Here is a 21019-nt window from a genome sequence, read left to right as displayed (position 1 = left end):
GTCTGCTGACGAGCCTCCTCGCCGGTGGTCTGGTGACGGGTTCGCTCCTGCTCGGTGCCGGTTCCGCCCTCGCCGCGCCCAGCTCCGACGACGTCGTCGAGGCGCGCTGCGGGCAGACCGTGCGCGCGGAGCCGGGACAGCAGGTCAAGGTCATCCCCGACCTCGGGCTCCCCATCGTCCGCGTGGTCACCCGGGGCATGGACCCGATCACCGCCACCCTCGGCGGCATCCTCTGCCGCGTGCAGGTGACGGTCGTCGAGCCGGTGACCACCCGCGTCGCCGAGGCCGCCCCGCCGCTGCGCCAGGCCACCGAGGAGCTGCGCGAGGGCACCGGCGCCGTGCTGTCGCCCTCGGCGCGCCCCCGGGCCTCGCTGCTCCCCCGCTCGTCGGTCGCCCCGGCCGCCCCCGCACCCGCCGCGCCCGCGCTGACCCCGCAGCAGGCCGCCGCCGCCGCGCCGGCGTTCGCGCCCGCCTTCAGCGCCCTGCCCTCGTCGTTCCTGCGCTCGGCCAGCGGCCCCGCGCCGGGCGTCGCCGCCTACGACCCGAACATGCTGCTCGGCTCGGCGTTCCCCGGTCTGCGCGCCGGCGCGCCCGCCTACCTGGGCTACGACGCGGCCAGCGCCGTCACCACGGCCAGCCAGGTGCAGGCCCTGCCCGTCGACGGTCTGACCGGCGGCGGCGTCGGGGTGCCGGCGCTCATCGCCGTGCTCGTCCTCTCCGGTGTCGCGGCCTTCGCGGTGCGGCGCATCGTGCTGGGCACCGCGGGCGTCGGTGCCCGCACGCCGGCGCCGGCCGCCTCCGAGGCGGACGACGACACGGCCGGTGTGGCCGCCCCCGTGGCGGTCACGGCGGACGAGGCCGACGAGGTGGACGACGACGCGCTCACGGTGGCCGCCATCGCCGCGCCGGCCCCGGCGGACGCCGACGAGCTCCCGACCGTCGTGGGTCGCACGCCCGTCCCGGCCTGACCGTCCTCCCGGGCCTCCTGCGGGTCCGACGGAACCACCGGGTCCGGCGCTGCGTCGGACCTGGTGAGGGCGCCGGAGAGCCGGTCGGTAGACTGGTCGGACCGAGAACCCCTCCTGCCACGGAACGTCCGTGGCCGCTGAGCCCACAGGAGGTGAGTGGAACTCGTGCGCCACTACGAACTGGTCGTCATCCTCGAGCCGAGTCTCGACGAGCGCACCGTCGCCCCGTCCCTGGAGACGTTCCTCAACGTCGTCCGCAACGACGGCGGTACGGTCGAGAACGTCGAGGTGTGGGGCCGTCGCCGCCTCGCCTACGAGATCGAGAAGCACGCCGAGGGCATCTACGCGGTCCTCGACATCAACTGCGAGCCCGCCACGGTCAAGGAGATGGACCGGCAGCTCGCGCTCAACGAGTCCGTGCTGCGGACCAAGGTCATGCGCCGCGATCCCGCCTTCGCCGGGCGCCGGGGCAAGGCGAACTGATGGCCGGCGACACCGTCATCACCGTGGTCGGCAACCTCACCGCCGACCCGGAGTTGCGGTTCACGCCGTCGGGCGCCGCCGTCGCGAACTTCACCGTCGCCTCGACGCCGCGCACCTTCGACCGCCAGAGCGGCGAGTGGAAGGACGGCGAGGCCCTGTTCCTGCGCTGCAACATCTGGCGCCAGGCCGCGGAGAACGTCGCCGAGACGCTGACCCGCGGCGCGCGGGTGATCGTGCAGGGACGCCTCAAGCAGCGCTCCTTCGAGACCCGTGAGGGCGAGAAGCGCACCGTCATCGAGCTCGAGGTCGACGAGATCGGCCCGTCGCTGCGCTACGCGACCGCGTCGGTCACCAAGGCCTCCCGGGGTGCCGGGGGCGGCGGTGGCTACGGCGGTGGCGGCGGCAACGGCGGCGGGGGCTACGGCGCCTCCGGCGGCGGCTCCGGCTCCGGTGGGGGCTACGGCGGGGGCGACGACCCCTGGGCCTCGGCCCCGGCCGCCGGTTCCTCCGGCGGCGGCGGTGGCGGCGGCTACGACGACGAGCCCCCCTTCTAAGACCTCGATCCACTTCCCGTTCTGCTCAGGAGAAGACACACCATGGCGAAGCCGCCGGTGCGCAAGCCCAAGAAGAAGGTCTGCACCTTCTGCAAGGACAAGAACCAGGAGATCGACTACAAGGACACGAACCTCCTGCGGAAGTACATCTCCGACCGCGGGAAGATCCGCGCGCGCCGGGTGTCGGGCAACTGCTCGCAGCACCAGCGCGACGTGGCCATCGCGGTGAAGAACTCGCGCGAGATGGCCCTGCTGCCCTACACCTCGACCGCGCGCTGAGGGAGGACGACGTGAAGCTCATCCTCACCGCCGACGTGGCCAACCTCGGGGGCCCCGGCGACACCGTCGAGGTCAAGGACGGTTACGGCCGCAACTTCCTGCTGCCCCGCGGCCTGGCCATCGTGGCCACCCGCGGCGCGCAGAAGCAGGTCGAGACGATCCGTCGCACCCAGGAGGGCAAGCGGATCCGCGACCTGGACCACGCCAAGGAGGTGGCCGGCCAGATCCAGGGGCTGGGCACCGTGCGCGTCACCGGCAAGGCCGGTCAGGGCGGCCGGCTCTTCGGCTCGATCACCCCGGCCGACGTCGTGTCCGCCGTCCGCTCGCAGGGCGGCCCGAACCTCGACAAGCGGTTCGTCGACATCGCGGGGCACATCAAGTCGACCGGCGACCACACGGTCACCGTGCGCCTGCACCCGGACGTCGCCGTGGACCTCCCGCTGGAGGTCCAGGGCGGCTGACGCCCCCCCCACCACCGCACCACCACCTCGGGCCCGGACCGCCACCGCGCGGTACCGGGCCCGACGTGTGTCCGGGGCTCGGGATGTCAGCGAAGTGGCCCTATCGGCGTGCTCCACTCATGCAGACGTTGAGCGTCCGTATCGGTACTTCGATCACCCGGAGCACCGTCGGCACCGTCCGGCGAGCCAAGACCCCCGCTCGGCTCGCGACGCTGCGCGACCGGGTGAACACCCCGGCGACACGCGGCCGGCGACGCGCCGGGGCGACGTTCATCCACTTGTTGTCCACAGTGCGCACAAGGCTCTGAGCAGGGAGAACGGCCGAGAAAGATCGGTTGCCAACAGGTTGTCCCCAGGTGTGTGCCCATCATCGGGGTGTGCTCGGTGGATCGGCCCCCCGGCTGTCCCCAGGGCATCCCCAGGCCCGCTTGGGTCGCCGCCGACGGGGCCCTAGCGTGCCGACGGACGCGGTCGGGACGGCTGCTGCCCGGACGCCGCGGCGTCGGGACGGCGGGGCTGTCGGTGGGCGCTGCTAGAACGGGTGTTCGAGGACGTGCACCGTCCCGGCGCCTGCCGGGTGGTGCGAGCGGAGGGAGCAGTCGTGGCGGTGCTGGACGACCGGGGGACGTCCGGACGGGGTCAGGAGCGGTCGAAGGCGCCCACCGAGTTCGACCGGCAGCCCCCGCAGGACCTCCCGGCCGAGCAGTCGGTGCTCGGGGCGATCCTGCTCAGCAAGGACGCCATCGCCGACACCGTCGAGATGCTCAAGCCGGACGACTTCTACCGCCCGGCCCACCAGACGATCTACGAGTGCGTGCTCGACCTCTACGGCCGCGGCGAGCCGGCCGACCCCGTCACCGTCTCCGCGGAGCTCGAGCGCCGCGGCGAGCTGCTGCGCATCGGCGGGGCGCCGTACCTGCACACGCTCATCGCGACGGTCCCCACGGCGGCGAACGCCGGCTACTACGCCGAGATCGTCGCCGACCGCGCGATCCTGCGGCGCCTCGTCGAGGCGGGCACGCGCATCGTGCAGCTCGGCTACCACGGGGCCGAGGGCGCCGATACCGACGACGTCGTCGACCGCGCCCAGGCCGCGGTCTACGAGGTCACCGACCGCCGCGTCACCGAGGACTACGTCGCGCTCGAGGACGTCCTCCAGCCCACGATGGACGAGATCGACGCCATCGCCTCGCGCGGCGGCGTGTCCTTCGGCGTGCCCACCGGGTTCACCGACCTCGACGACGTCACCAACGGCCTGCACGCCGGCCAGATGGTCATCGTCGCCGCCCGTCCCGGCATCGGGAAGGCGCTCGCGCTCGACACCCCGCTCGCCACCCCGGACGGCTGGACCACGATGGGCGAGGTCCGGCCCGGCGACCGGCTGGTCGACGCCTCCGGGCGGCCCACGCGCGTCGTCGCGGCCACCGAGGTCCTGCGCGGCCGGCCCTGCTACGAGGTCGAGTTCTCCGACGGCACGGTGATCGTCGCCGACGAGCAGCACCAGTGGCTCACCGACACCCGGGCCTCGCGCCGGTCCCCGCACGTCGCCGCCCAGGTGCGGACGACGGCGGAGATCGCGGCGAGCCTGCGCTGCCCCACCGCCGCCACATCGGGTCCGGGCAGCCGGGTGAACCACTCGGTGCCGGTCGCCGCACCCCTCCGGCTGCCCGAGCGCGAGCTGCCGGTCCCGCCCTACGCCCTCGGCGTGTGGCTGGGCGACGGCACCTCGGCGTCGGCGTCGTTCACGAGTGCGGACCCGGAGATCGCGGCGGACGTCGAGGCTGAGGGTCTCGAGGCGCCGCTCATGGGCCACCTGCGCTACGGCCTGCGGCTCCCGGCCGAACCGCCGCCCGCCGAGCGCGCCTGCGTCGTGTGCGGCCGGGCGCACGGCACGGTGCAGGCCCGCCTGCGCACCCTGGGGGTCCTCGGCGACAAGCACATCCCCGCCGAGTACCTGCGGGCGTCCGAGGGTCAGCGCCGCGCGCTGCTGGCCGGTCTCCTCGACACCGACGGCACCGTGCTGCCCACGGGGGTCGTCCAGTTCGCGGTCACCAGCGCCCGCCTGGCCGCCGACGTCGCCGAGCTCGTCGCGAGTGTCGGGCTGCGCTGCTCGACGGTGACCAAGCCGGTGCGGGGTTGCAGCGAGAGCTCGAGCACCGCGTACCTCGTGATGTTCTCGACCACCCAGGAGGTGTTCCGGCTCGAGCGCAAGCGCCTCGCCCACAAGGAGCGCCGCCGCGCGGTCGACGACACCCGGACGAGCCTGCGCTACGTCGTCGACGTCCGGCCGGTGTCGTCGGTACCCGTGCGCTGCGTGGAGGTCGACAACCCCGACCACCTGTACCTGGCCGGTCGGTCCATGGTCCCGACGCACAACTCGACGCTCGGGCTGGACTTCGCCCGCAACGCGAGCATCAAGCACGGCCTCACCAGCGTGGTCTTCTCGCTGGAGATGAGCCGCACCGAGATCGTCATGCGCATGCTCTCGGCCGAGGCGAAGATCCGCCTGGCCGACATGCGCGCCGGCACCATGACCGACGACGACTGGACGCGGCTGGCGCGGCGCATGAGCGAGATCAGCGAGGCGCCGATGTTCATCGACGACTCGCCCAACATGACGATCATGGAGATTCGGGCGAAGGCACGGCGGCTCAAGCAGCGCCACGACCTGAAGCTGATCATCCTCGACTACATGCAGCTGATGACCTCGGGCAAGAAGGTCGAGTCCCGCCAGCAGGAGGTCTCGGAGTTCTCCCGGCAGCTCAAGCTGCTGGCCAAGGAGCTCGAGGTCCCCCTGGTCGCCATCAGCCAGCTCAACCGTGGTCCCGAGCAGCGCACCGACAAGAAGCCGATGCTCTCCGACCTGCGCGAGTCGGGGTCGCTGGAGCAGGACGCGGACATGGTCATGCTGCTCAGCCGGCCCGACGCGTTCGAGCGCGACGACCCCCGAGCCGGCGAGGCCGACGTCATCCTGGCCAAGCACCGCAACGGGCCCACGGCCACCATCACCGTGGCGCACCAGCTGCACTACAGCCGCTTCAGCGACATCGCGCGAGGCTAGGGAGGCCCTACGGCGCGAGGGCCTCGCGCTCGAACGCCCGGGCGTCGACGTCGGCCTGCGAGCAGAACCCCCGCCCGCTGCGCTTGAGGCAGAGCAGGCCCAGCAGCACGCCCTGCTCGTCGACCACCGCGAGGCGGCGCCGGCCGTCGGCGAGCATCGCCGTCCAGGTCACCAGCATGTCCTCGTGCGGGCCGACGACGCGGTCCCCGAGCCGGCCGTGGTGGCGGGCCGCGGCGCCCGCCGGCGCGCCGGCGAGGTCGGCCTGCTCGACCACGGCGAGCAGGACGCCCGCGCCCACCACGAGCAGCGAGTGCACGTGGTCGTCGCCGAAGAGCTCGTGCGCGCGGGCGACGGTCAGGTCGGCGGCGCACACCTTCGGGCGCGCCAGCATCGCGTCGGCGACGACCGTCCCCGGCGCGACCCCGTCCCCGCCACACCTCACCCGCCTGAGGGTAGGCGGCCACCGGCCGATCCGGGTTGTCGGAGCGCGACGGCCGCCGCCAGCCCCAGCAGCACGACCATGAACCCCACGGTCGCGGGCCACCCCGCGAGCCCGAACGCCACGCCGCCCAGCGTCCCGCCCACCGACGAGCCCACGTAGTACGCCCCGAGGTAGAGCCCGGAGGCGACGGCGCGGCCGTGGTCCGCGCGGCGCCCGACCTCGGCGCTCGCGACCGTGTGCGCCGCGAAGAACCCGACGGTCAGCAGGGCCAGGCCGGCGATCACCAGCCACAGCAGCGACGCCAGCGTCGCCACCGCGCCGACCGCCGCGACCCCGACCGCGCCGAGCAGCACGGCGCGGGTGCCGACGCGGTCGGCGAGACGGCCGGTGCGCGTCGACGTCGCGGTGCCCAGCGCGTAGAGCACGAAGACGAACCCGACGACGAGCGCGGGCAGGCGGAACGGCGGCGCGAGCAGCAGGAACGTCACGTAGTTGTAGGCGCAGACGAACACGCCCATGACGAGCAGCCCGATCGCGAAGAGGCGGCGCAGCACGGGGTCGGCGAGGTGGGAGCGGACCTCGCCCAGCAGCGCCTGCCGCCCGACCGGCGCCGGCCGGAAGCGGCGCGAGGCGGGCAGCACCGCGACGAACGCCACGAGGCAGGCTCCCGAGAGCAGCGCGATGGCGGCGAGCGCCCAGCGCCACGAGCCGGTGAGGTCGGCGACGGCGCTGACCACGAGGCGCCCTCCGAATCCTCCGACCGAGTTCCCGGCGACGTAGAGCCCCATCGCCGCGCCCAGGTGCTCGCCGTCGATCTCGTCGGCGAGGTAGGCCATGCCGACCGCGGGGAGCCCGGCCAGCGCCAGGCCCTCGAGCGCGCGCAGCACGAGCAGGAGCCCGAGGCCCGGGGCCAGCGCCGCCGCGAGGCCCAGCACCACCGCGGCGGACAGCGACCACACCATGACCGGCCGGCGTCCCCAGCGCTCCGACAGCGCGCCGGCGGGGATGACGCCCAGCGCCAGCGCCGCGGTCGTCACCGAGACCGACAGCGAGGCCGTGCCCGGCGTGGTGCCGTACGTCGCGACCAGCGCCGGCAGCAGCGGCTGCGTCGCGTAGAGCAGCGCGAACGTCGTGAAGCCCGCGAAGAAGAGCCCGACCGCGATCGGGCGGAAGCCGGCGTCGCCCCGGCGCAGCGGCGCGGGCGCAGCGACCACCGGAGACGACATCGTTGCCGAGGCTAACCGTCTCCCGGAGCCGCGACCTCCGACGTCACCCAGGTCACGTACGGCGCGTGCCCTCCGGCGACGGGCAGGACGAGCACCTCGGGCACGTCGTAGGTGTGCTCGGCGACGAGGCGGGCGGTCAGGTCGTCGACGCGGGACTCGTCGGTCTTGAGCCAGAGCTGCCACTCCGGCTCCACCGACACCGCGCCCTCCCAGCGGAAGACGCTGCGCACCGGGCCCGCGATCTGCACGCACGCCGCGAGTCGCGCGTCGACGAGGACCCGCGCGAGGCGCTCGGCCTCGTCGGCGGAGTCGGTGGTGGTGAGGACGACGCGGGTGGTGGTCGCATCAGCGGTCATTCGTCGGGCCTCCCGCGGGACGTTCCGTGCCACGATCCGCCGATGCTCCTCGTCACCGGTGCCACGGGCTTCGTCGGGTCGGCCGTGGTGGCCCTGCTGCACCAGCGGGGGTACGCGGTGCGGGCGGTCGTCCGCGACCCGGCGCGTGCCGACGTCCTGCCCGCCGGCGTCGAGCGGGTGTCCGCCGACCTGGCCGACGGCGAGGCCCTGACCCGCGCGATGGACGGCTGCGAGGGCGTCTTCCACCTCGCCGCGGCCGTCGGGGCGCCCGGGCCGGAGGCGCGCGAGCTGAACGTCGGCGGCACCCGCCGGGTGGTCGCGGCGGCGCGGCGCGCGGGGGTGCGGCGCCTGGTGCACACCTCGACGAGCGCGGCGGTCTGCGTCCCGGACCCGGCGGGGCCCGGCTGCGTGGTGGACGAGGACGCGGCCGGCGGGACCGCGCTCACCGACACGTACTCGACGACGAAGGCCGAGGCGGAGGCGGTGGTGCTCGAGGCGGTCGCCGCCGGCGAGGTCGACGCGGTCGTCGCCACCGTCGTCAACGTCTACGGGCCGTCGCCGCGTGGGCCGTGGAGCTACGACCAGCTGCTGGCCGCGGCGGCGCGGGGCGAGGTCGGCGACGTCGTCGACACCTGCGTCGGGTGGGTGCTCGCCGAGGACGTCGCGGCCGGGCAGCTGCTGGCGTTCGAGCGCGGCGAGACGGGGCGGCGCTACGTCCTCTGTGGCGAGGTCGCGTCGTTCCCCACCGTCCTCGACACCTTCTGCGCGCTGGCCGGGAGCCCCCACCGCGTGCGGGCCCTGCCGCAGGGCAGCGAGCTCGCCGGGGACGCGCCGCCCTTCGCCGACCGCTCGGTCGTCTACGGCCACCTCGGGGGCTACCGGGTGCGCGACGACGGCGCCCGCGCGCTGGGTTTCGGCGCCCGCGGGATCGAGGAGGGACTGGCCCTGACGGCCCGCTGGATGCCCGCTACGTGACACGTGCGGACGACAGACCGGCCGGTCGGTGGGAGATGCGCCACCACCCCCGACGTCCCGCTCGCGGTGGTGCCAGAGTGGATCCCACGGCGGTGACCCAACACGGCCGGGAAGGAAGAGCAGATGACCGACACGCAGGCCGTCGCGGCCGCTTCCGGCACCTTCACCCTGGGCGGCACCCTCACCGTGCACCGTCTCGGCTACGGCGCCATGCGGCTGACCGGCGAGGGCATCTGGGGCCCGCCGAAGGACCCGGACAACGCGATCGCGGTGCTGCGGCGGGCGGTGGACCTCGGCGTCGACTTCGTCGACACCGCCGACTCGTACGGCCCGTACGTCAGCGAAGAGCTCGTCCGCGAGGCGCTCTACCCCTACCGCGGCGTCACCGTCGCGACCAAGGCCGGGCTGCTGCGCACCGGGCCCAACCGCTGGATCCCCTGCGGGCGCCCGGACTACCTGCGCCAGGAGGCCGAGATGAGCCTGCGCCGCCTCGGCGTGGAGACCCTCGACCTCTTCCAGCTCCACCGCGTCGACCCGCACGTCGCCTCCGACGAGCAGTTCGGCCTGCTCGCCGACCTGCAGCGCGAGGGCAAGGTCCGCGAGGTCGGCCTGAGCCAGGTCTCGGTCGCCGAGATCGAGGCGGCCGGGCGGATCATGGACGTCGCCTCGGTGCAGAACCGCTACAACCTCGTCGACCGCTCCTCCGACGACGTGCTGCGCCACTGCACGGCGCACGGCATCGGCTTCATCCCGTGGGCGCCCGCGGACGCCGGCAAGCTCGCCGAGCCCGGCAACGCCGCGGCCCGGGCCGCCGACGCGCTCGGGGCCACCGCGGCCCAGGTCGCGCTGGCGTGGCTGTTGCAGCGCAGCTCGGTGATGCTCCCGATCCCGGGCACCAGCTCGCTGGAGCACCTCGACGAGAACTGCGCCGCCGCGTCCCTCGAGCTCGACCGCGAGACCGTCGCGACCCTGGACACCGCCGCGTAGGTGCCTGCGGCACGTGAGCAGGGATCGGTGCTGGAGCACCGATTTCTGCTCACGTGCGCGGAGCGCACCTCACGACCGAGGGCCGCGAGCGGGCCGCGTCGCGCTGCGTGCGCCGGTCGCGCAGGCGCGCGAGCGGCCCCGCCGGCGGCTCCGGGTCCTCGCCGCGCTCCGACCGCTCGGCGGCCGCGACGATGCGCCGCTCCATCCCGCCGAACACCAGCACGTGGAACGGCGCGATCACCCACCAGTAGGCGTGCCCTGCCAGCCCGTGCGGGAAGAAGATCGCCCGCTGCCGGTAGTGCGAGCCGGTGCCGTCGGGGGCGACGCGCAGCTCGAGCCACGCGAGCCCCGGCGCCTTCATCTCCGCGCGCAGCCGCAGCAGCCGCTCGCCCTCGGCCAGGTCGAGACCGGCGCGGATGTCGTCGTCGGCGTCGGAGTCGACGCACTCCTCGACCCGCCACCAGTCGAGCGCGTCGCCGACCTTGAGGAAGTCCGCGTCGCGGCGCCCCCGGCGCAGGCCGACGCCGCCGGCCAGCCGGTCGAGCACGCCGCGCGCCCACCAGCCCAGCGGGAACGAGTACCAGCCCCGCTCGCCGCCGATGCCGGTGACGACGTCCCAGACGTGCTCGGCGGACGCGGACGACGCGCGCTCGCGGACGTCGCTGTAGACGCTGCCGCCCGCCCACGACGGGTCCGAGGGCAGCGGGTCCGACGGAGCGTAGCTCGCGTTCGCGCCCGACCAGCGCGTCTCCACCTGGCCGCTGCTGATGCGCTGCAGGGCGAGCTGGACGGCGCGGTGGAACCCGGTCAGCCCGCCGTCGGGCTGCGCGACGAAACGATCGATGTCGTGCTCGCTCGCGACGACCTCGTGGACCAGCGAGTCGATCAGCGGTACCGCGGTCGAGCGGGGCACCGGGGTCACGAGGTTGACCCAGTGCGAGGACAGCCGCGGCGTCAGCACCGGCACCGGCAGCATCGTGCGCCGCGGCAGCTCGGCGACCTCGGCGAAGCCCTCCATCATCTGCAGGTAGGTCAGGACGTCGGGGCCGCCGATGTCGAAGGTGCGGTTGACCTCCGGCGGCACGGTGACGACGCGGACCAGGTAGTGCAGCACGTCGCGGATGGCGATCGGCTGGACGCGGTGGTGCACCCACGACGGCGTCAGCATCACCGGCAGCCGCTCGGTGAGGTAGCGCAGCATCTCGAAGCTCGCCGACCCGGACCCGAGGATCACCGCCGCCTGGAGCACGACCGTCGGGATGCCGGAGCGCAGGAAGATCTCGCCGACCTCGGCGCGCGACGCGAGGTGCTCGGAGAGCTCGACCCCCTCGGGGTGCATGCCGCCCAGGAAGACGATGCGCGAGACGCCGGCCTCGCGCGCCGCCTGGGCACTGATCATCGCGGCCTGGCGGTCGACGGCGGCGAAGCCGCTCTCCGAGAGCGAGTGCACGAGGTAGTAGAGGACGTCCGCGCCCCGGCACGCGGCGCGCATCGACTCCTCGTCGAGCACGTCGCCGCGGACGATCTCGACCTGCCGGGCCCACGGGACGTCGCGCATCTTCTCCGGCCTGCGGACCACGCAGCGCACGTCGTGGCCCTCCGCGGCCAGCCGCGGGGCGAGGCGCCCGCCGATGTATCCCGTCGCCCCGGTCACCACGCATCGCACGACGCCGATCGTGGCCCCCGGCGGACGGCGGCGCAGTGCCGGGCGCGCGGCCGGGGTCCGCCCAAACCTCGCTTGACCCCCCGGCACCCCCCTCGGGGTGACACCCGGCCGGGGGATCCGTCGGCGTGTCGCGGCGAAATGGCCGTGTCGCGGAAATCGGGGCCCCAAGTCCCCTCGGGTCCCTGCCGTTGAGGGGACCAGACGCGCCACGTCGTTGCGCCGTTCGGCGGTAGCGACGACGCGGGGCTGGAAGAACAGCGGTCGGGGAGGTCAAGGGATCATGTGGGTGTGGCGCGAGGACCAGGGTTCCGGCGGCGTCGGTGGCGGTGGGTGGCGCCTCGATGCGTACGGCACGTGGGTGTGGGACGAGGCCTCGCCGCTGGAGCGGCCGGGCGCGGGCGTTGGCGCGCTGCGCGGGCGCGGTGGTGACGACCGGATCCGGCGCGAGCGGCCGGTCGTCGGTGACCGGGCCCTGGCGACACTCGACCGGGACGCCCCGGAGCGGACGGCCGAGCCCACGCCGATCTTCAACGAGCTGGCCGTCGACCGGTCCCGTCGCGTGCCGCGGCGGCGCCCGGCGCGACGCGACGACGTCCACGTCCCCGAGCCGCACCCGGGTTCCGGGGCGCTGCCGGTGCAGGACGGCTCGGCGGGGCACGGCGCGCGCCGCGGCCTGCAGGACGTCCCGACGGTGCCGCCGCCCGCAGGAACCTCGGCCGGCGGCGCCGGGGAGTCCCCCGAGGACGAGCTGCGCCGGCGCGCCGAGCGCCGCCGCCGTCCGATGAACGGCACCGGGGACGGCGCCCCGGCCGACGGTGGCCGCCACACCTGGCGCCGCGAGGAGGTCCGTACCGGACGGCACGCGCTGCGTCGCTGAGTCGCCGGTCGGGTATGGCTCGACGGGCCGCCCCAACACCGGGGCGGCCCGCGCTCCGGGCGAGCGCGACCCCGGGGGCTCGCAGTGCGACAGCTATGCTGCGGCCTCCGCGCGGCCCCGACGGTGCCCCCGAACGGGTGCCGCGGGTTCCGGGTCCGCCGCCGTCGTCAGTCGCGCCCGTGGAGGTCGCCCTCGTGCTCATCCGCCGTCTCGCCCGGCCCATGCTGGCCGCCATCTTCATCAAGGGCGGGGTCGACACCCTGCTGAACCCCGAGCCGCGCATCGCGAAGGCCTCGCCGCTGCTGGAGAAGGCGGCCCCGCAGCTGCCCGACCAGGTGCCGTCGGATCCCGATCAGCTGGTGCGCATCGACGCCGGCGTGAAGATCGCGGCCGGCTCGCTGCTGGCCATCAACAAGTTCCCGCGCATCGCGTCGCTGGCCCTCGCCGCCAGCATCATCCCGACCACGATCGCCGGGCACCCGTTCTGGGAGAAATCCGACCCCACCGAGAAGACCGGCGAGCAGCAGCAGTTCCTCAAGAACATCAGCATCCTCGGCGGCCTCATCCTCGCCGCGGTCGACACCGAGGGGAAGCCGTCGCTGGGCTGGCGCGGCCGCCGGGCCGCCCGCAAGCTCGCCGAGCGCACGAGCGACCTCACCGGCTCGACCGACAACGCCGGCGACCGGCTCCGCGACGCGGGTGACCGCGTCCGCCGCAACGTCGTCGACGGCGTCGACGTGGCCATCGGCTCGCTGGCCTCCTGACACCGGTCCCGTGACGTCCGGCCGACCGCCCGCCGCCCCCGCGGCGGGCGGTCGCCGGGCTCCGGAGGGACGCTGAGCAGGACCCGAGCCTCTAGGGTGGCCGCCGTGTGGACGAACTGGTCCGGAGGCCAGCAGTGCCGGCCGACCGCGACGGTGCGCCCGCTGGACGACAGCGGGGTCTCCGGCGTGGTGCGGCGCGCCGCCGACCGGGGCCAGGCCGTCCGACCCGTCGGCGCCGGGCACTCCTTCAGCGCCCTGGCCGTCACCGACGGCGTCCACGTCGACCTCTCCGCGTTCCGCGGGGTCACCGGCATCGGCGGGACCTCGGAGCGCCCCACCGTCCGCGTCCGCGCCGGCACCGCGCTGGGTGAGCTGCACGAGGAGCTCGCCACCCGTGACCTGGCCCTCGAGGCGCCGCTGGAGCTCGCCGCGCCCACGGTCGGCGGCGCGCTGGCCGTCGGCATGCACGGCAGCGGCGCGGCGGTCGGCTCGCTGTCCGCGGCCGTGGTCGGCCTGCGCCTCGTCGACGGCCGCGGGCGCCTGCGCGACGTCGCCCCCCGCGACCTCGACGCCGCCCGCACGTCGCTCGGCGCCCTCGGCGTCGTGCTCGAGGCCGAGCTGGCCGTGGTCCCCGCCGGCCGTGCGCGGATCACGCGCGCGCCCCGCCCGGTGGACGAGGTGCTCGACGACGGCTTCTGGTCGGCCCACCCCGTGGCCGAGGCCGCCGTCTTCCCCTCCGCCCCCACGGCCCTGACGCGCTGGGCGGACCCGCTGCCGGCGCACGACCCCGACGACGACACCGACGACGCGGGCGACACCGAGGAGCGCGAGCGCAGCCTCGGGGTCACGGTCGCCGGCGCGACCGGGCGCACCGCGCTGGGCGGCGCCGTCGTCGTCGAGCGCGCCCTGCCGCGCCTGGTCCCCCGCTTCAACCGCGCCGTCTCCCGGCTCGCCCGCACCGTCTCGGCGACCGGCCCCATGTACCGCGTGCTGTCCAGCCCGCCCGCGGTGCGCTACGAGCAGACCGAGTGGGCGCTGCCCCGCCACGCGCTGGCCGCCGGCGCGCGGGAGCTGCTCGCCGCGCTGGCCGACGACCACCTCGAGGTCGGCCTGCCGGTGCGCCTGCGCGTCGGCGCGCCCGAGACCGGCTGGCTGCACCCCGCCCACGACCGGGCGACGGGCTGGGTGGCCGTGCGGGTGCCGCGCGGCACCGACCACGCCCCGGTCCTCGAGCGCGCCTGGCGCGTGCTGCGCGACCACGGCGGGCGCCCGCACTGGGCGTCGCGGTCGGACTGGACGGTCGAGGACACCGCGGCGGCCTACCCGCGCCTGCCCGACTTCCGGCGGGTGCGCGACGACTACGACCCCGACCGGGTGTTCGCCACCCCGGCGCTGGCCGCGGTGCTCGGCGACTGAGCCCCGTCGTCGAGGTCGTCGGGGTCCTCCGCGGCGCCCAGGTCGATCGCGAGGCCGACCACGGCCTGGTCGATGCGCCGCAGCAGGCGCACGGCCGCCAGCATCGTGCTGCGGCGGTGCGGGTCGTCGGCGGTGCGCGCGGCGTGCTCCTCGGCGGCGTCGACGAGCCGTTCCGCGGACTGCGCCCGCACCTGCCCGCCGTCGGACGCGCGCTTCCCGCGCACCAGGACGTCGCGCAGCGCGTCGAGGTTCGCGCGCACCCGGTCCGCCGCGGGGTCGAGCGTCGCGGCCCAGGTGGGGTCGGTGACCTGGTCGGCGACGCGGGCCAGCGACCGGGCGTAGAGGTCGCACACGACGAGCACGCGCAGGCCGCGCTGGTGGCTCGAGCGGGCCCGCCGGCGCGCGAAGGGATCGGCGAGCGGCCGGGCGCGCTGGCGCAGCGTGGCCAGCGCGTCGTCCATGGCCCGCACGGCCTCGCGCGGTGACGGCGCCCGGCGGCCCGCGAGGCGGTCGGCGGCCTCGCGCAGCACCCGGTCCACGGCGTCGACGAGCTCGCCGACCGCCTCCCCGAAGGCCTCGCGCGTGCCGCGCGGGAGGACGAGGAACGCGGCGACGACGGCGGCCAGCGCGCCGATGATCGTCTCCTCCACGCGCAGCACGAGCACCTCGACGCTGAACTGCCCGATGAGCCCGTAGACCAGCGCCAGCACCGCCGTGATCCCGAAGGCCAGCAGTGCGGGCGAGACGCGCACGAGGTAGAGCGCCAGGAAGATGCAGACGGCGAGCAGCACGATCGAGAGCACGCGGTCGTCGCCGACCAGGGCGGCGAGGCCCATGCCCGCCACCACGCCCGCGACCGTGCCGACGATGCGGCCCCAGCCGCGGGAGAGCAGGTCGCCCCGGCTGTTGGTGCCGGCGAAGACGACGAACGCCGTGATCACCGCCCAGTACCAGCGCGACGGGGCGACGATCTCGCCGCCGATGATGGCCAGCGTCGCCGCCACCCCGACCTGCACGGCCTGCCGCGTGCTCAGCGCGATGCCCCCGGGCTCCGGCCGTTCGGGCTCGTCCTGCGGGCGCACGTCGTCCTCGGCGGGCTCGCCCGCGGCGACCGGGGCGGGCGGCGGTGCCGGGCGCCGCGCCTCGCCGACGCCGGCCGTGCCCCCGCCCCGGCGCGCCGGCGCGTCGAGCTGGGCGTGGTGGATCGCGTCGGCCACCCGCCGGACCGCGAACGCCGTGCGCTGCACCCGCTCGCCCCCCGCGCGGGTGTCGGCCACGAGCCCGGCCACCGCGGCGCGGGCGTCGGCCGTCGCCTCGAGGATCTCCGGGTGCCCGCGCCCGGACTCCAGCGCGACCCGCAGGTGGCGCAGCCCGGTGCGCAGGGCGGCGACGACCTGCGGGTCCAGCGCCTCGGGCGGGCCGTCGGCGGGCGGCAGCGCGAGGCGCCGCGCCGCGACCGACAGCCGCTCCAGCGCGAGCTCGGCGTCGGCGATGCGCAGGGCCAGCACGTCGTCGTCGAGTCCCGGCCAGACGCGCCCGGCGGTGGTCTGCTCGAGGGTGTCCTCGACGAGCAGGGCCACCTCCTGCAGGCGGGCCCGCGCGCGACGCCCGGACTCGAGGGTGCGCTCGTCCGGCGCCCCGCCGTCGGAGAGGGCGGCGAGCAGGTCGTCGGTGCTCTCGACGACGGCGTGGGCCCGCGCCCGGAAGGCGGTCACCATCCGCCGCAGGGTCCGGGCCGGGCGCTCGGCGAACACCACCCCGCGCAGCAGCAGCGTCGCGCCGATGCCCGCGACGACGGCCACGAGCAGCCACGGCACCTGGGCGGGCGTGACGCGCAGGAACTGGGTGAAGAAGAACGGCATGAACCCCGCCATGCCGAGGGCGAAGCCGCGGGGTCCGTACCGGCGCACCCAGACGGCGACCACCATGACCAGCACGAACGCGACCGCCCCGGGCACCCGGTAGGGCGCGAGGAAGGCGCCGGCCACCGTGCTCGCGGCCGCGGGCAGGACCATCAGGGCCGTGGTCGCCCGGCGACGCGGGAGGTCCGGCTCGTTGACCGCGAGGTTGGACACCATCGCCAGCGCACCCGCGAACAGCAGGACCGTCACCGGCTCGGCCGGGTCGAGCGCCGCGCGGGCGGCGCCGACCGCCGCGACGGCCAGCGCGATGGCGGCCACCGCGATCGCGGCCAGGCGCAGCCGGACGAGGCCGGGGTCGACCTCGGCGAGGCGCGTGCGCAGGTCGGCGCCCCGCCTCGCCCGCCGCGCGCGTGCCACCCCGGCTCCTCCTGACGACGCTCCGGAGTCTCCCACGGGTGGATCCGGTCGGGGAGCGACCTCGACACGGTTACCCTCGGGTAATAGGCTCCGGTTACTGGTCGGTAGAGGTTTCCGACCGCGCCGTTGGTGAACAGGAGCGAGGCGGCATGGGCCACTACCGGGCGAACGTCCGCGACATCGAGTTCAACCTCTTCGAGGTCTTCCGCGTGCAGGACCGCTTCGGGTCCGGGCCCTTCGCGGACGCCGACGAGGAGACCGCCCGCGCCCTGTTGGGCGAGGTGGCGGCGATGGCCGAGGGGCCGCTGGGCGAGTCCTACGAGTCCGGCGACCGCAACCCGGTGCGCTTCGACCCGCAGACGCACAGCGCCTACCTCGACGAGGGCATCAAGAAGTCGTTCCACGCGATGTGGGACGGCGAGTGGTGGCGCCTCGCGGCCGACAACGAGATCGGCGGCATGGGCGTGCCCCCGTCGGTGCAGTGGGCGGCCGGCGAGATGATCCTCGGCGCCAACGCGCCGGTGTTCATGTACATGGCGGGCCCCAACTTCGCCTCGGTCGTCTACCGCAACGGCAACGAGCAGCAGAAGCACTGGGCGCAGCTCATGGTCGACCGCAAGTGGGGCGCGACCATGGTGCTCACCGAGCCCGACGCGGGCTCCGACGTGGGCGCCGGGCGCACCAAGGCCCGCGACAACGGCGACGGCACCTGGTCGATCGAGGGCGTGAAGCGCTTCATCACCTCGGGCGACTCGGACCTCTTCGAGAACATCATGCACCTGGTGCTCGCCCGCCCCGAGGGCGCGAAGCCGGGCACCAAGGGCCTCTCGCTCTTCCTCGTGCCGAAGTTCCACTTCGACCCCGAGTCCGGCGAGCCGGGCGAGCGCAACGGTGCGTTCGTCACGAACGTCGAGCACAAGATGGGCCTCAACGCCTCCGCCACCTGCGAGGTGACCTTCGGCGCCCACGGCGTCCCCGCCACCGGCTGGCTGCTCGGCGACGTCCACGACGGCATCGCGCAGATGTTCCAGGTCATCGAGTACGCGCGGATGATGGTCGGCACCAAGGCCATCGGCACGCTCTCGACGGGCTACCTCCGCGCGCTGGAGTACGCCAAGGAGCGCATCCAGGGCGCCGACCTGACCCAGCAGACCAACAAGGCCGCCCCCCGTGTCCCGATCACCAACCACCCGGACGTGCGCCGCAGCCTCATGCTGCAGAAGGCCTACGCCGAGGGCCTGCGGGCCACCTACACGTTCACGTCGACCTACCAGGACGTCATCCGCTTCGGCGAGGCGCCGGACGCCGACCGCGGCGCGGTCTCGCCCGAGGACATCGCGATGGCCGAGCGGGTCAACGACCTGCTGCTGCCCATCGTCAAGGGCGTCGGGTCCGAGCGGGCCAGCGAGCAGCTGATCCACGCGCTGCAGACCCTCGGCGGCTCGGGCTACCTGCAGGACTACCCGCTCGAGCAGTACATCCGCGACGCCAAGATCGACTCGCTCTACGAGGGCACCACGGCGATCCAGGCGCAGGACTTCTTCTTCCGCAAGATCGTCCGCGACAACGGCCAGGCGCTCATGCACGTCGCCGGGCAGGTCCAGGCGTTCATCGACGCCGAGGGCGGCAACGGGCGGCTCAAGGAGGAGCGCGCGCTGCTCGCCACGGCGCTCGCCGACGTGCAGGCGATGCTCGGCACGATGGTCGGGTACCTGACCTCGTCGCAGGAGGAGATCACCAACCTCTACAAGGTCGGCCAGCACGCGGTCCGCTTCCTCATGAGCATGGGCGACCTGGTCATCGGGTGGCTGCTGCTGCGCCAGGCCGAGGTCGCGGGCGAGGTCCTCGACGCCGGCACCGCGGGCCGCGACCAGCACTTCTACGAGGGCAAGATCGCCGTGGCGCGCTTCTTCGCCCGCTCGGTGCTCCCCGAGCTCTCGTCCCGCCGCGCGATCGTCGAGGGCGCCGAGAACTCGATCATGGAGCTCGACGTCGCGGCCTTTTGAGCTCCGCTCTCGTGAGTGCTTCCCCGTGTCCTGACACGGGAAAGCACTCACATGCCGCAGGCCAAGGTCGGGACCTCGGGGTGGATCTATCCGCCGTGGCGGCGGGTGTTCTACCCCGAGGGCCTGGTCCAGCGCCGTGAGCTGACCTACCTCGCCGAGCGGCTCGACACCGTCGAGATCAACGGCTCCTTCTACTCGCTGCAGCGGGCGTCGAGCTACCGCACCTGGGCCGAGCGCACGCCCGACGACTTCGTCTTCGCGGTCAAGGGCGGGCGCTTCGTCACGCACATGAAGAAGCTGCGCGGCGTGGAGGAGGCGCTCGCCAACTTCTTCGCGTCCGGCCTGCTCGCCCTGGGCCCCAAGCTGGGCCCGGTGCTCTGGCAGCTCCCGCCGAACCTGCGCTACGACCCCGAGCGGATCGAGGGCTTCCTCGACCAGCTCCCGCACACCACCACCGCGGCCGCCGCGCTCGCCGGCGGGCACACCGACAAGGTGCCCGATCCCTGCACCGAGACCGACGCCGAGCGCCCGCTGCGCCACGCGATGGAGGTGCGGCACCCGAGCTTCCGCGACCCGGGGTTCGTCGCCCAGCTGCGCCGGCACGGCGTGGCGCTGGTCGTCGCCGACACCGCGGGTACGTTCCCGCGCCTCGACGACGTCACCGCCGACCTCGTCTACGTCCGCCTGCACGGCGACACCGAGCTCTACGCCAGCGGCTACTCCCCCGACGCGCTCGACGCGTGGGCCGCGCGCATCCGCGCCTGGGTCGCGGGCGAGGCCCCGGTCTCGGCGGACACGGCGGCCCCCGACGACCCGCCGCCGCAGGCCCCGCGCGGCAGGGACGTCGTCGTCTACTTCGACAACGACGTCAAGGTGCACGCACCGTTCGACGCGATGGCACTACGGGATCGTTGCGACGGGTGACACAGGCCACAGGCGCGCCCAGACTCGGAGGGTCGTCAACCCAGGGAGCGCCATGAAGGCCGTCGCCTACATCGAGCCCATGAAGGTCGAGATCCAGGACATCGAGTACCCGAGCCTCGAGCTCAAGGACGGGCCGGGGGTGAACCCCGCCAACGTCGGGCGGCAGTGCCCGCACGGGGTCATCCTCAAGCTGGTCGCCACCAACATCTGCGGTTCGGACCAGCACATGGTCCGTGGCCGCACCACGGCGCCCGCGGGCCTGATCCTCGGCCACGAGATCACCGGCGAGGTCGTCGAGGTCGGCCGCGACGTCGAGTTCATCGCGCAGGGCGACCTCGTCTCCGCCCCCTTCAACATCGCCTGCGGGCGCTGCCGCATGTGCAAGGAGGGCCACACCGGGGTCTGCCTCAACGTCAACCCCGAGCGTCCCGGGTCGGCGTACGGCTACGTCGACATGGGCGGCTGGCAGGGCGGCCAGGCCGAGTACGTCATGGTCCCCTACGCCGACTGGAACCTCCTGAAGTTCCCCGACCGCGACCAGGCGATGGAGAAGATCCTCGACCTGACGATGCTCTCGGACATCTTCCCCACCGGCTACCACGGCTGCGTCTCCGCGGGCGTCACGACGGGGTCGACCGTCTACATCGCCGGCGCCGGCCCGGTCGGGCTCGCCGCCGCGGCGGCCGCGCAGCTGCTGGGGGCGGCGGCGGTGATCGTCGGGGACATGAACGCCGACCGTCTCCGGCACGCCCGCGACAACATCGGCGCGGAGACGATCGACCTCACCGAGGAGGGCACGCTGCCCGACAAGATCGAGCAGATCGTCGGCGAGCCGGTGGTCGACGCCGCCGTGGACGCCGTCGGCTTCGAGGCCCGCGGGCACGGCAAGGACGCGGGCGAGGCGCCGGCGACGGTGCTCAACTCGATCATGGAAGTGACGCGGGCGGCCGGGCGCCTGGGCATCCCGGGTCTCTACGTCACCGGCGACCCCGGCGCGCCCGACGAGGCGGCCAAGGAGGGCAGCCTCTCGATCCGCATCGGGCTCGGCTGGGCCAAGTCGCACTCGTTCACCACCGGCCAGTGCCCGGTGATGCGCTACCACCGCCAGCTGATGAACGCGATCCTGCGCGACAAGGTCGACATCGCGAAGGCCGTGAACGCCACCGTCATCTCGCTCGACGAGGCACCCGACGGCTACGCCCAGTTCGACTCGGGCGTCGCGAAGAAGTTCGTCATCGATCCGCACGGGTCGATCAAGGTCTGACCCTCCCGGGGTGTGCGTGCCTTCCCGTGCT

The 21019-nt window shown here is 74.5% G+C and carries 19 protein-coding genes; 14 read left to right on the top strand and 5 right to left on the bottom strand.

Annotation, left to right across the window (positions count from 1 at the left end; genetic code table 11):
- Positions 1-32 precede the first annotated feature (32 nt).
- From ACQPX6_RS30295 to dnaB, 6 genes are all read left to right on the top strand, one after another.
- Positions 33-968, top strand: coding sequence for a hypothetical protein (locus tag ACQPX6_RS30295; protein WP_433784550.1), 936 nt, complete (start codon positions 33-35; stop codon positions 966-968).
- Between the two features lie 156 nt (positions 969-1124).
- Positions 1125-1451 carry a 30S ribosomal protein S6 gene (rpsF, locus tag ACQPX6_RS30290; protein WP_433784549.1) on the top strand — a complete coding sequence of 109 codons (327 nt, stop codon included), beginning with the start codon at positions 1125-1127 and terminating at the stop codon, positions 1449-1451.
- Entirely contained in the window at positions 1451-2005 is a 555-nt protein-coding gene (locus ACQPX6_RS30285; protein WP_433784548.1) for a single-stranded DNA-binding protein, read from the top strand. The genes rpsF and ACQPX6_RS30285 overlap by 1 nt, the downstream gene beginning before the upstream one ends.
- Positions 2006-2047: 42 nt before the next feature.
- Entirely contained in the window at positions 2048-2284 is a 237-nt protein-coding gene (gene rpsR, locus ACQPX6_RS30280) for a 30S ribosomal protein S18 (protein ID WP_433784547.1), read from the top strand.
- A gap of 11 nt (positions 2285-2295) precedes the next feature.
- Positions 2296-2745, top strand: a complete 450-nt coding sequence (gene rplI, locus ACQPX6_RS30275; protein WP_433784546.1) for a 50S ribosomal protein L9 — start codon at positions 2296-2298, stop codon at positions 2743-2745.
- A gap of 601 nt (positions 2746-3346) precedes the next feature.
- A complete protein-coding gene (gene dnaB, locus ACQPX6_RS30270) occupies positions 3347-5806 on the top strand; it encodes a replicative DNA helicase (protein ID WP_433784545.1) in 2460 nt (819 codons plus the stop codon).
- A 7-nt stretch (positions 5807-5813) separates the two neighbouring features.
- Here the strand turns inward: dnaB and ACQPX6_RS30265 are convergent, their stop codons facing one another.
- The 3 genes from ACQPX6_RS30265 to cutA are packed head-to-tail and all read right to left on the bottom strand — an operon-like array spanning position 5814 to position 7830.
- Complete coding sequence (locus ACQPX6_RS30265) at positions 5814-6248, bottom strand: CBS domain-containing protein (protein WP_433784544.1); 435 nt, start codon at positions 6246-6248, stop codon at positions 5814-5816.
- Positions 6245-7474, bottom strand: a complete 1230-nt coding sequence (locus ACQPX6_RS30260) for an MFS transporter (protein ID WP_433784542.1) — start codon at positions 7472-7474, stop codon at positions 6245-6247. The genes ACQPX6_RS30265 and ACQPX6_RS30260 overlap by 4 nt, the downstream gene beginning before the upstream one ends.
- Before the next feature lie 11 nt (positions 7475-7485).
- Positions 7486-7830: a divalent-cation tolerance protein CutA gene (gene cutA / locus ACQPX6_RS30255; RefSeq protein ID WP_433784541.1), complete on the bottom strand. Its 345-nt coding sequence runs from the start codon at positions 7828-7830 to the stop codon at positions 7486-7488.
- Between the two features lie 42 nt (positions 7831-7872).
- On the opposite strand from cutA, the gene ACQPX6_RS30250 reads away from it, so the two are divergent.
- Both ACQPX6_RS30250 and ACQPX6_RS30245 read left to right on the top strand, forming a co-directional pair.
- Positions 7873-8805, top strand: coding sequence for an NAD-dependent epimerase/dehydratase family protein (locus ACQPX6_RS30250; protein WP_433784540.1), 933 nt, complete (start codon positions 7873-7875; stop codon positions 8803-8805).
- A gap of 123 nt (positions 8806-8928) precedes the next feature.
- A complete protein-coding gene (locus ACQPX6_RS30245; protein ID WP_433784538.1) occupies positions 8929-9792 on the top strand; it encodes an aldo/keto reductase in 864 nt (287 codons plus the stop codon).
- A 49-nt stretch (positions 9793-9841) separates the two neighbouring features.
- Here ACQPX6_RS30245 and ACQPX6_RS30240 read toward each other — a convergent pair whose 3' ends face one another.
- Positions 9842-11458, bottom strand: coding sequence for an SDR family oxidoreductase (locus tag ACQPX6_RS30240; RefSeq protein ID WP_433784537.1), 1617 nt, complete (start codon positions 11456-11458; stop codon positions 9842-9844).
- 280 nt (positions 11459-11738) lie between these two features.
- Here ACQPX6_RS30240 and ACQPX6_RS30235 point away from each other — a divergent pair, with 280 nt between their 5' ends.
- The 3 genes from ACQPX6_RS30235 (at position 11739) to ACQPX6_RS30225 (ending at position 14515) form a co-directional block, all read left to right on the top strand.
- Positions 11739-12335 (top strand): hypothetical protein, encoded by a 597-nt coding sequence (locus ACQPX6_RS30235; protein ID WP_433784535.1) that lies wholly within the window; start codon positions 11739-11741, stop codon positions 12333-12335.
- A gap of 179 nt (positions 12336-12514) precedes the next feature.
- Positions 12515-13099: a DoxX family protein gene (locus ACQPX6_RS30230; RefSeq protein ID WP_433784533.1), complete on the top strand. Its 585-nt coding sequence runs from the start codon at positions 12515-12517 to the stop codon at positions 13097-13099.
- A gap of 105 nt (positions 13100-13204) precedes the next feature.
- Positions 13205-14515, top strand: a complete 1311-nt coding sequence (locus tag ACQPX6_RS30225) for a D-arabinono-1,4-lactone oxidase (protein ID WP_433784532.1) — start codon at positions 13205-13207, stop codon at positions 14513-14515.
- On the opposite strand, the gene ACQPX6_RS30220 is transcribed toward ACQPX6_RS30225, so the two are convergent.
- On the bottom strand, positions 14458-16794 hold the full coding sequence (locus tag ACQPX6_RS30220) for an FUSC family protein (RefSeq protein WP_433784530.1): 2337 nt from the start codon (positions 16792-16794) through the stop codon (positions 14458-14460). The genes ACQPX6_RS30225 and ACQPX6_RS30220 overlap by 58 nt on opposite strands.
- Positions 16795-16943: 149 nt before the next feature.
- On the opposite strand from ACQPX6_RS30220, the gene ACQPX6_RS30215 reads away from it, so the two are divergent.
- From ACQPX6_RS30215 to fdhA, 3 genes are read left to right on the top strand one after another with little or no spacing between them, the layout of a single operon-like run.
- Positions 16944-18800 (top strand): acyl-CoA dehydrogenase, encoded by a 1857-nt coding sequence (locus ACQPX6_RS30215; RefSeq protein WP_433784529.1) that lies wholly within the window; start codon positions 16944-16946, stop codon positions 18798-18800.
- A gap of 51 nt (positions 18801-18851) precedes the next feature.
- Positions 18852-19724 carry a DUF72 domain-containing protein gene (locus ACQPX6_RS30210; RefSeq protein WP_433784528.1) on the top strand — a complete coding sequence of 291 codons (873 nt, stop codon included), beginning with the start codon at positions 18852-18854 and terminating at the stop codon, positions 19722-19724.
- A 52-nt stretch (positions 19725-19776) separates the two neighbouring features.
- Positions 19777-20988, top strand: a complete 1212-nt coding sequence (gene fdhA / locus ACQPX6_RS30205) for a formaldehyde dehydrogenase, glutathione-independent (RefSeq protein ID WP_433784527.1) — start codon at positions 19777-19779, stop codon at positions 20986-20988.
- The last annotated feature ends 31 nt before the right edge of the window (positions 20989-21019 follow it).

This window comes from Actinomycetospora sp. CA-101289, assembly GCF_050955895.1.
Lineage (GTDB): Bacteria > Actinomycetota > Actinomycetes > Mycobacteriales > Pseudonocardiaceae > Actinomycetospora.
Note: the sequence above shows the minus strand (reverse complement) of the source record. Positions and strands in the feature narration are given on the sequence as shown.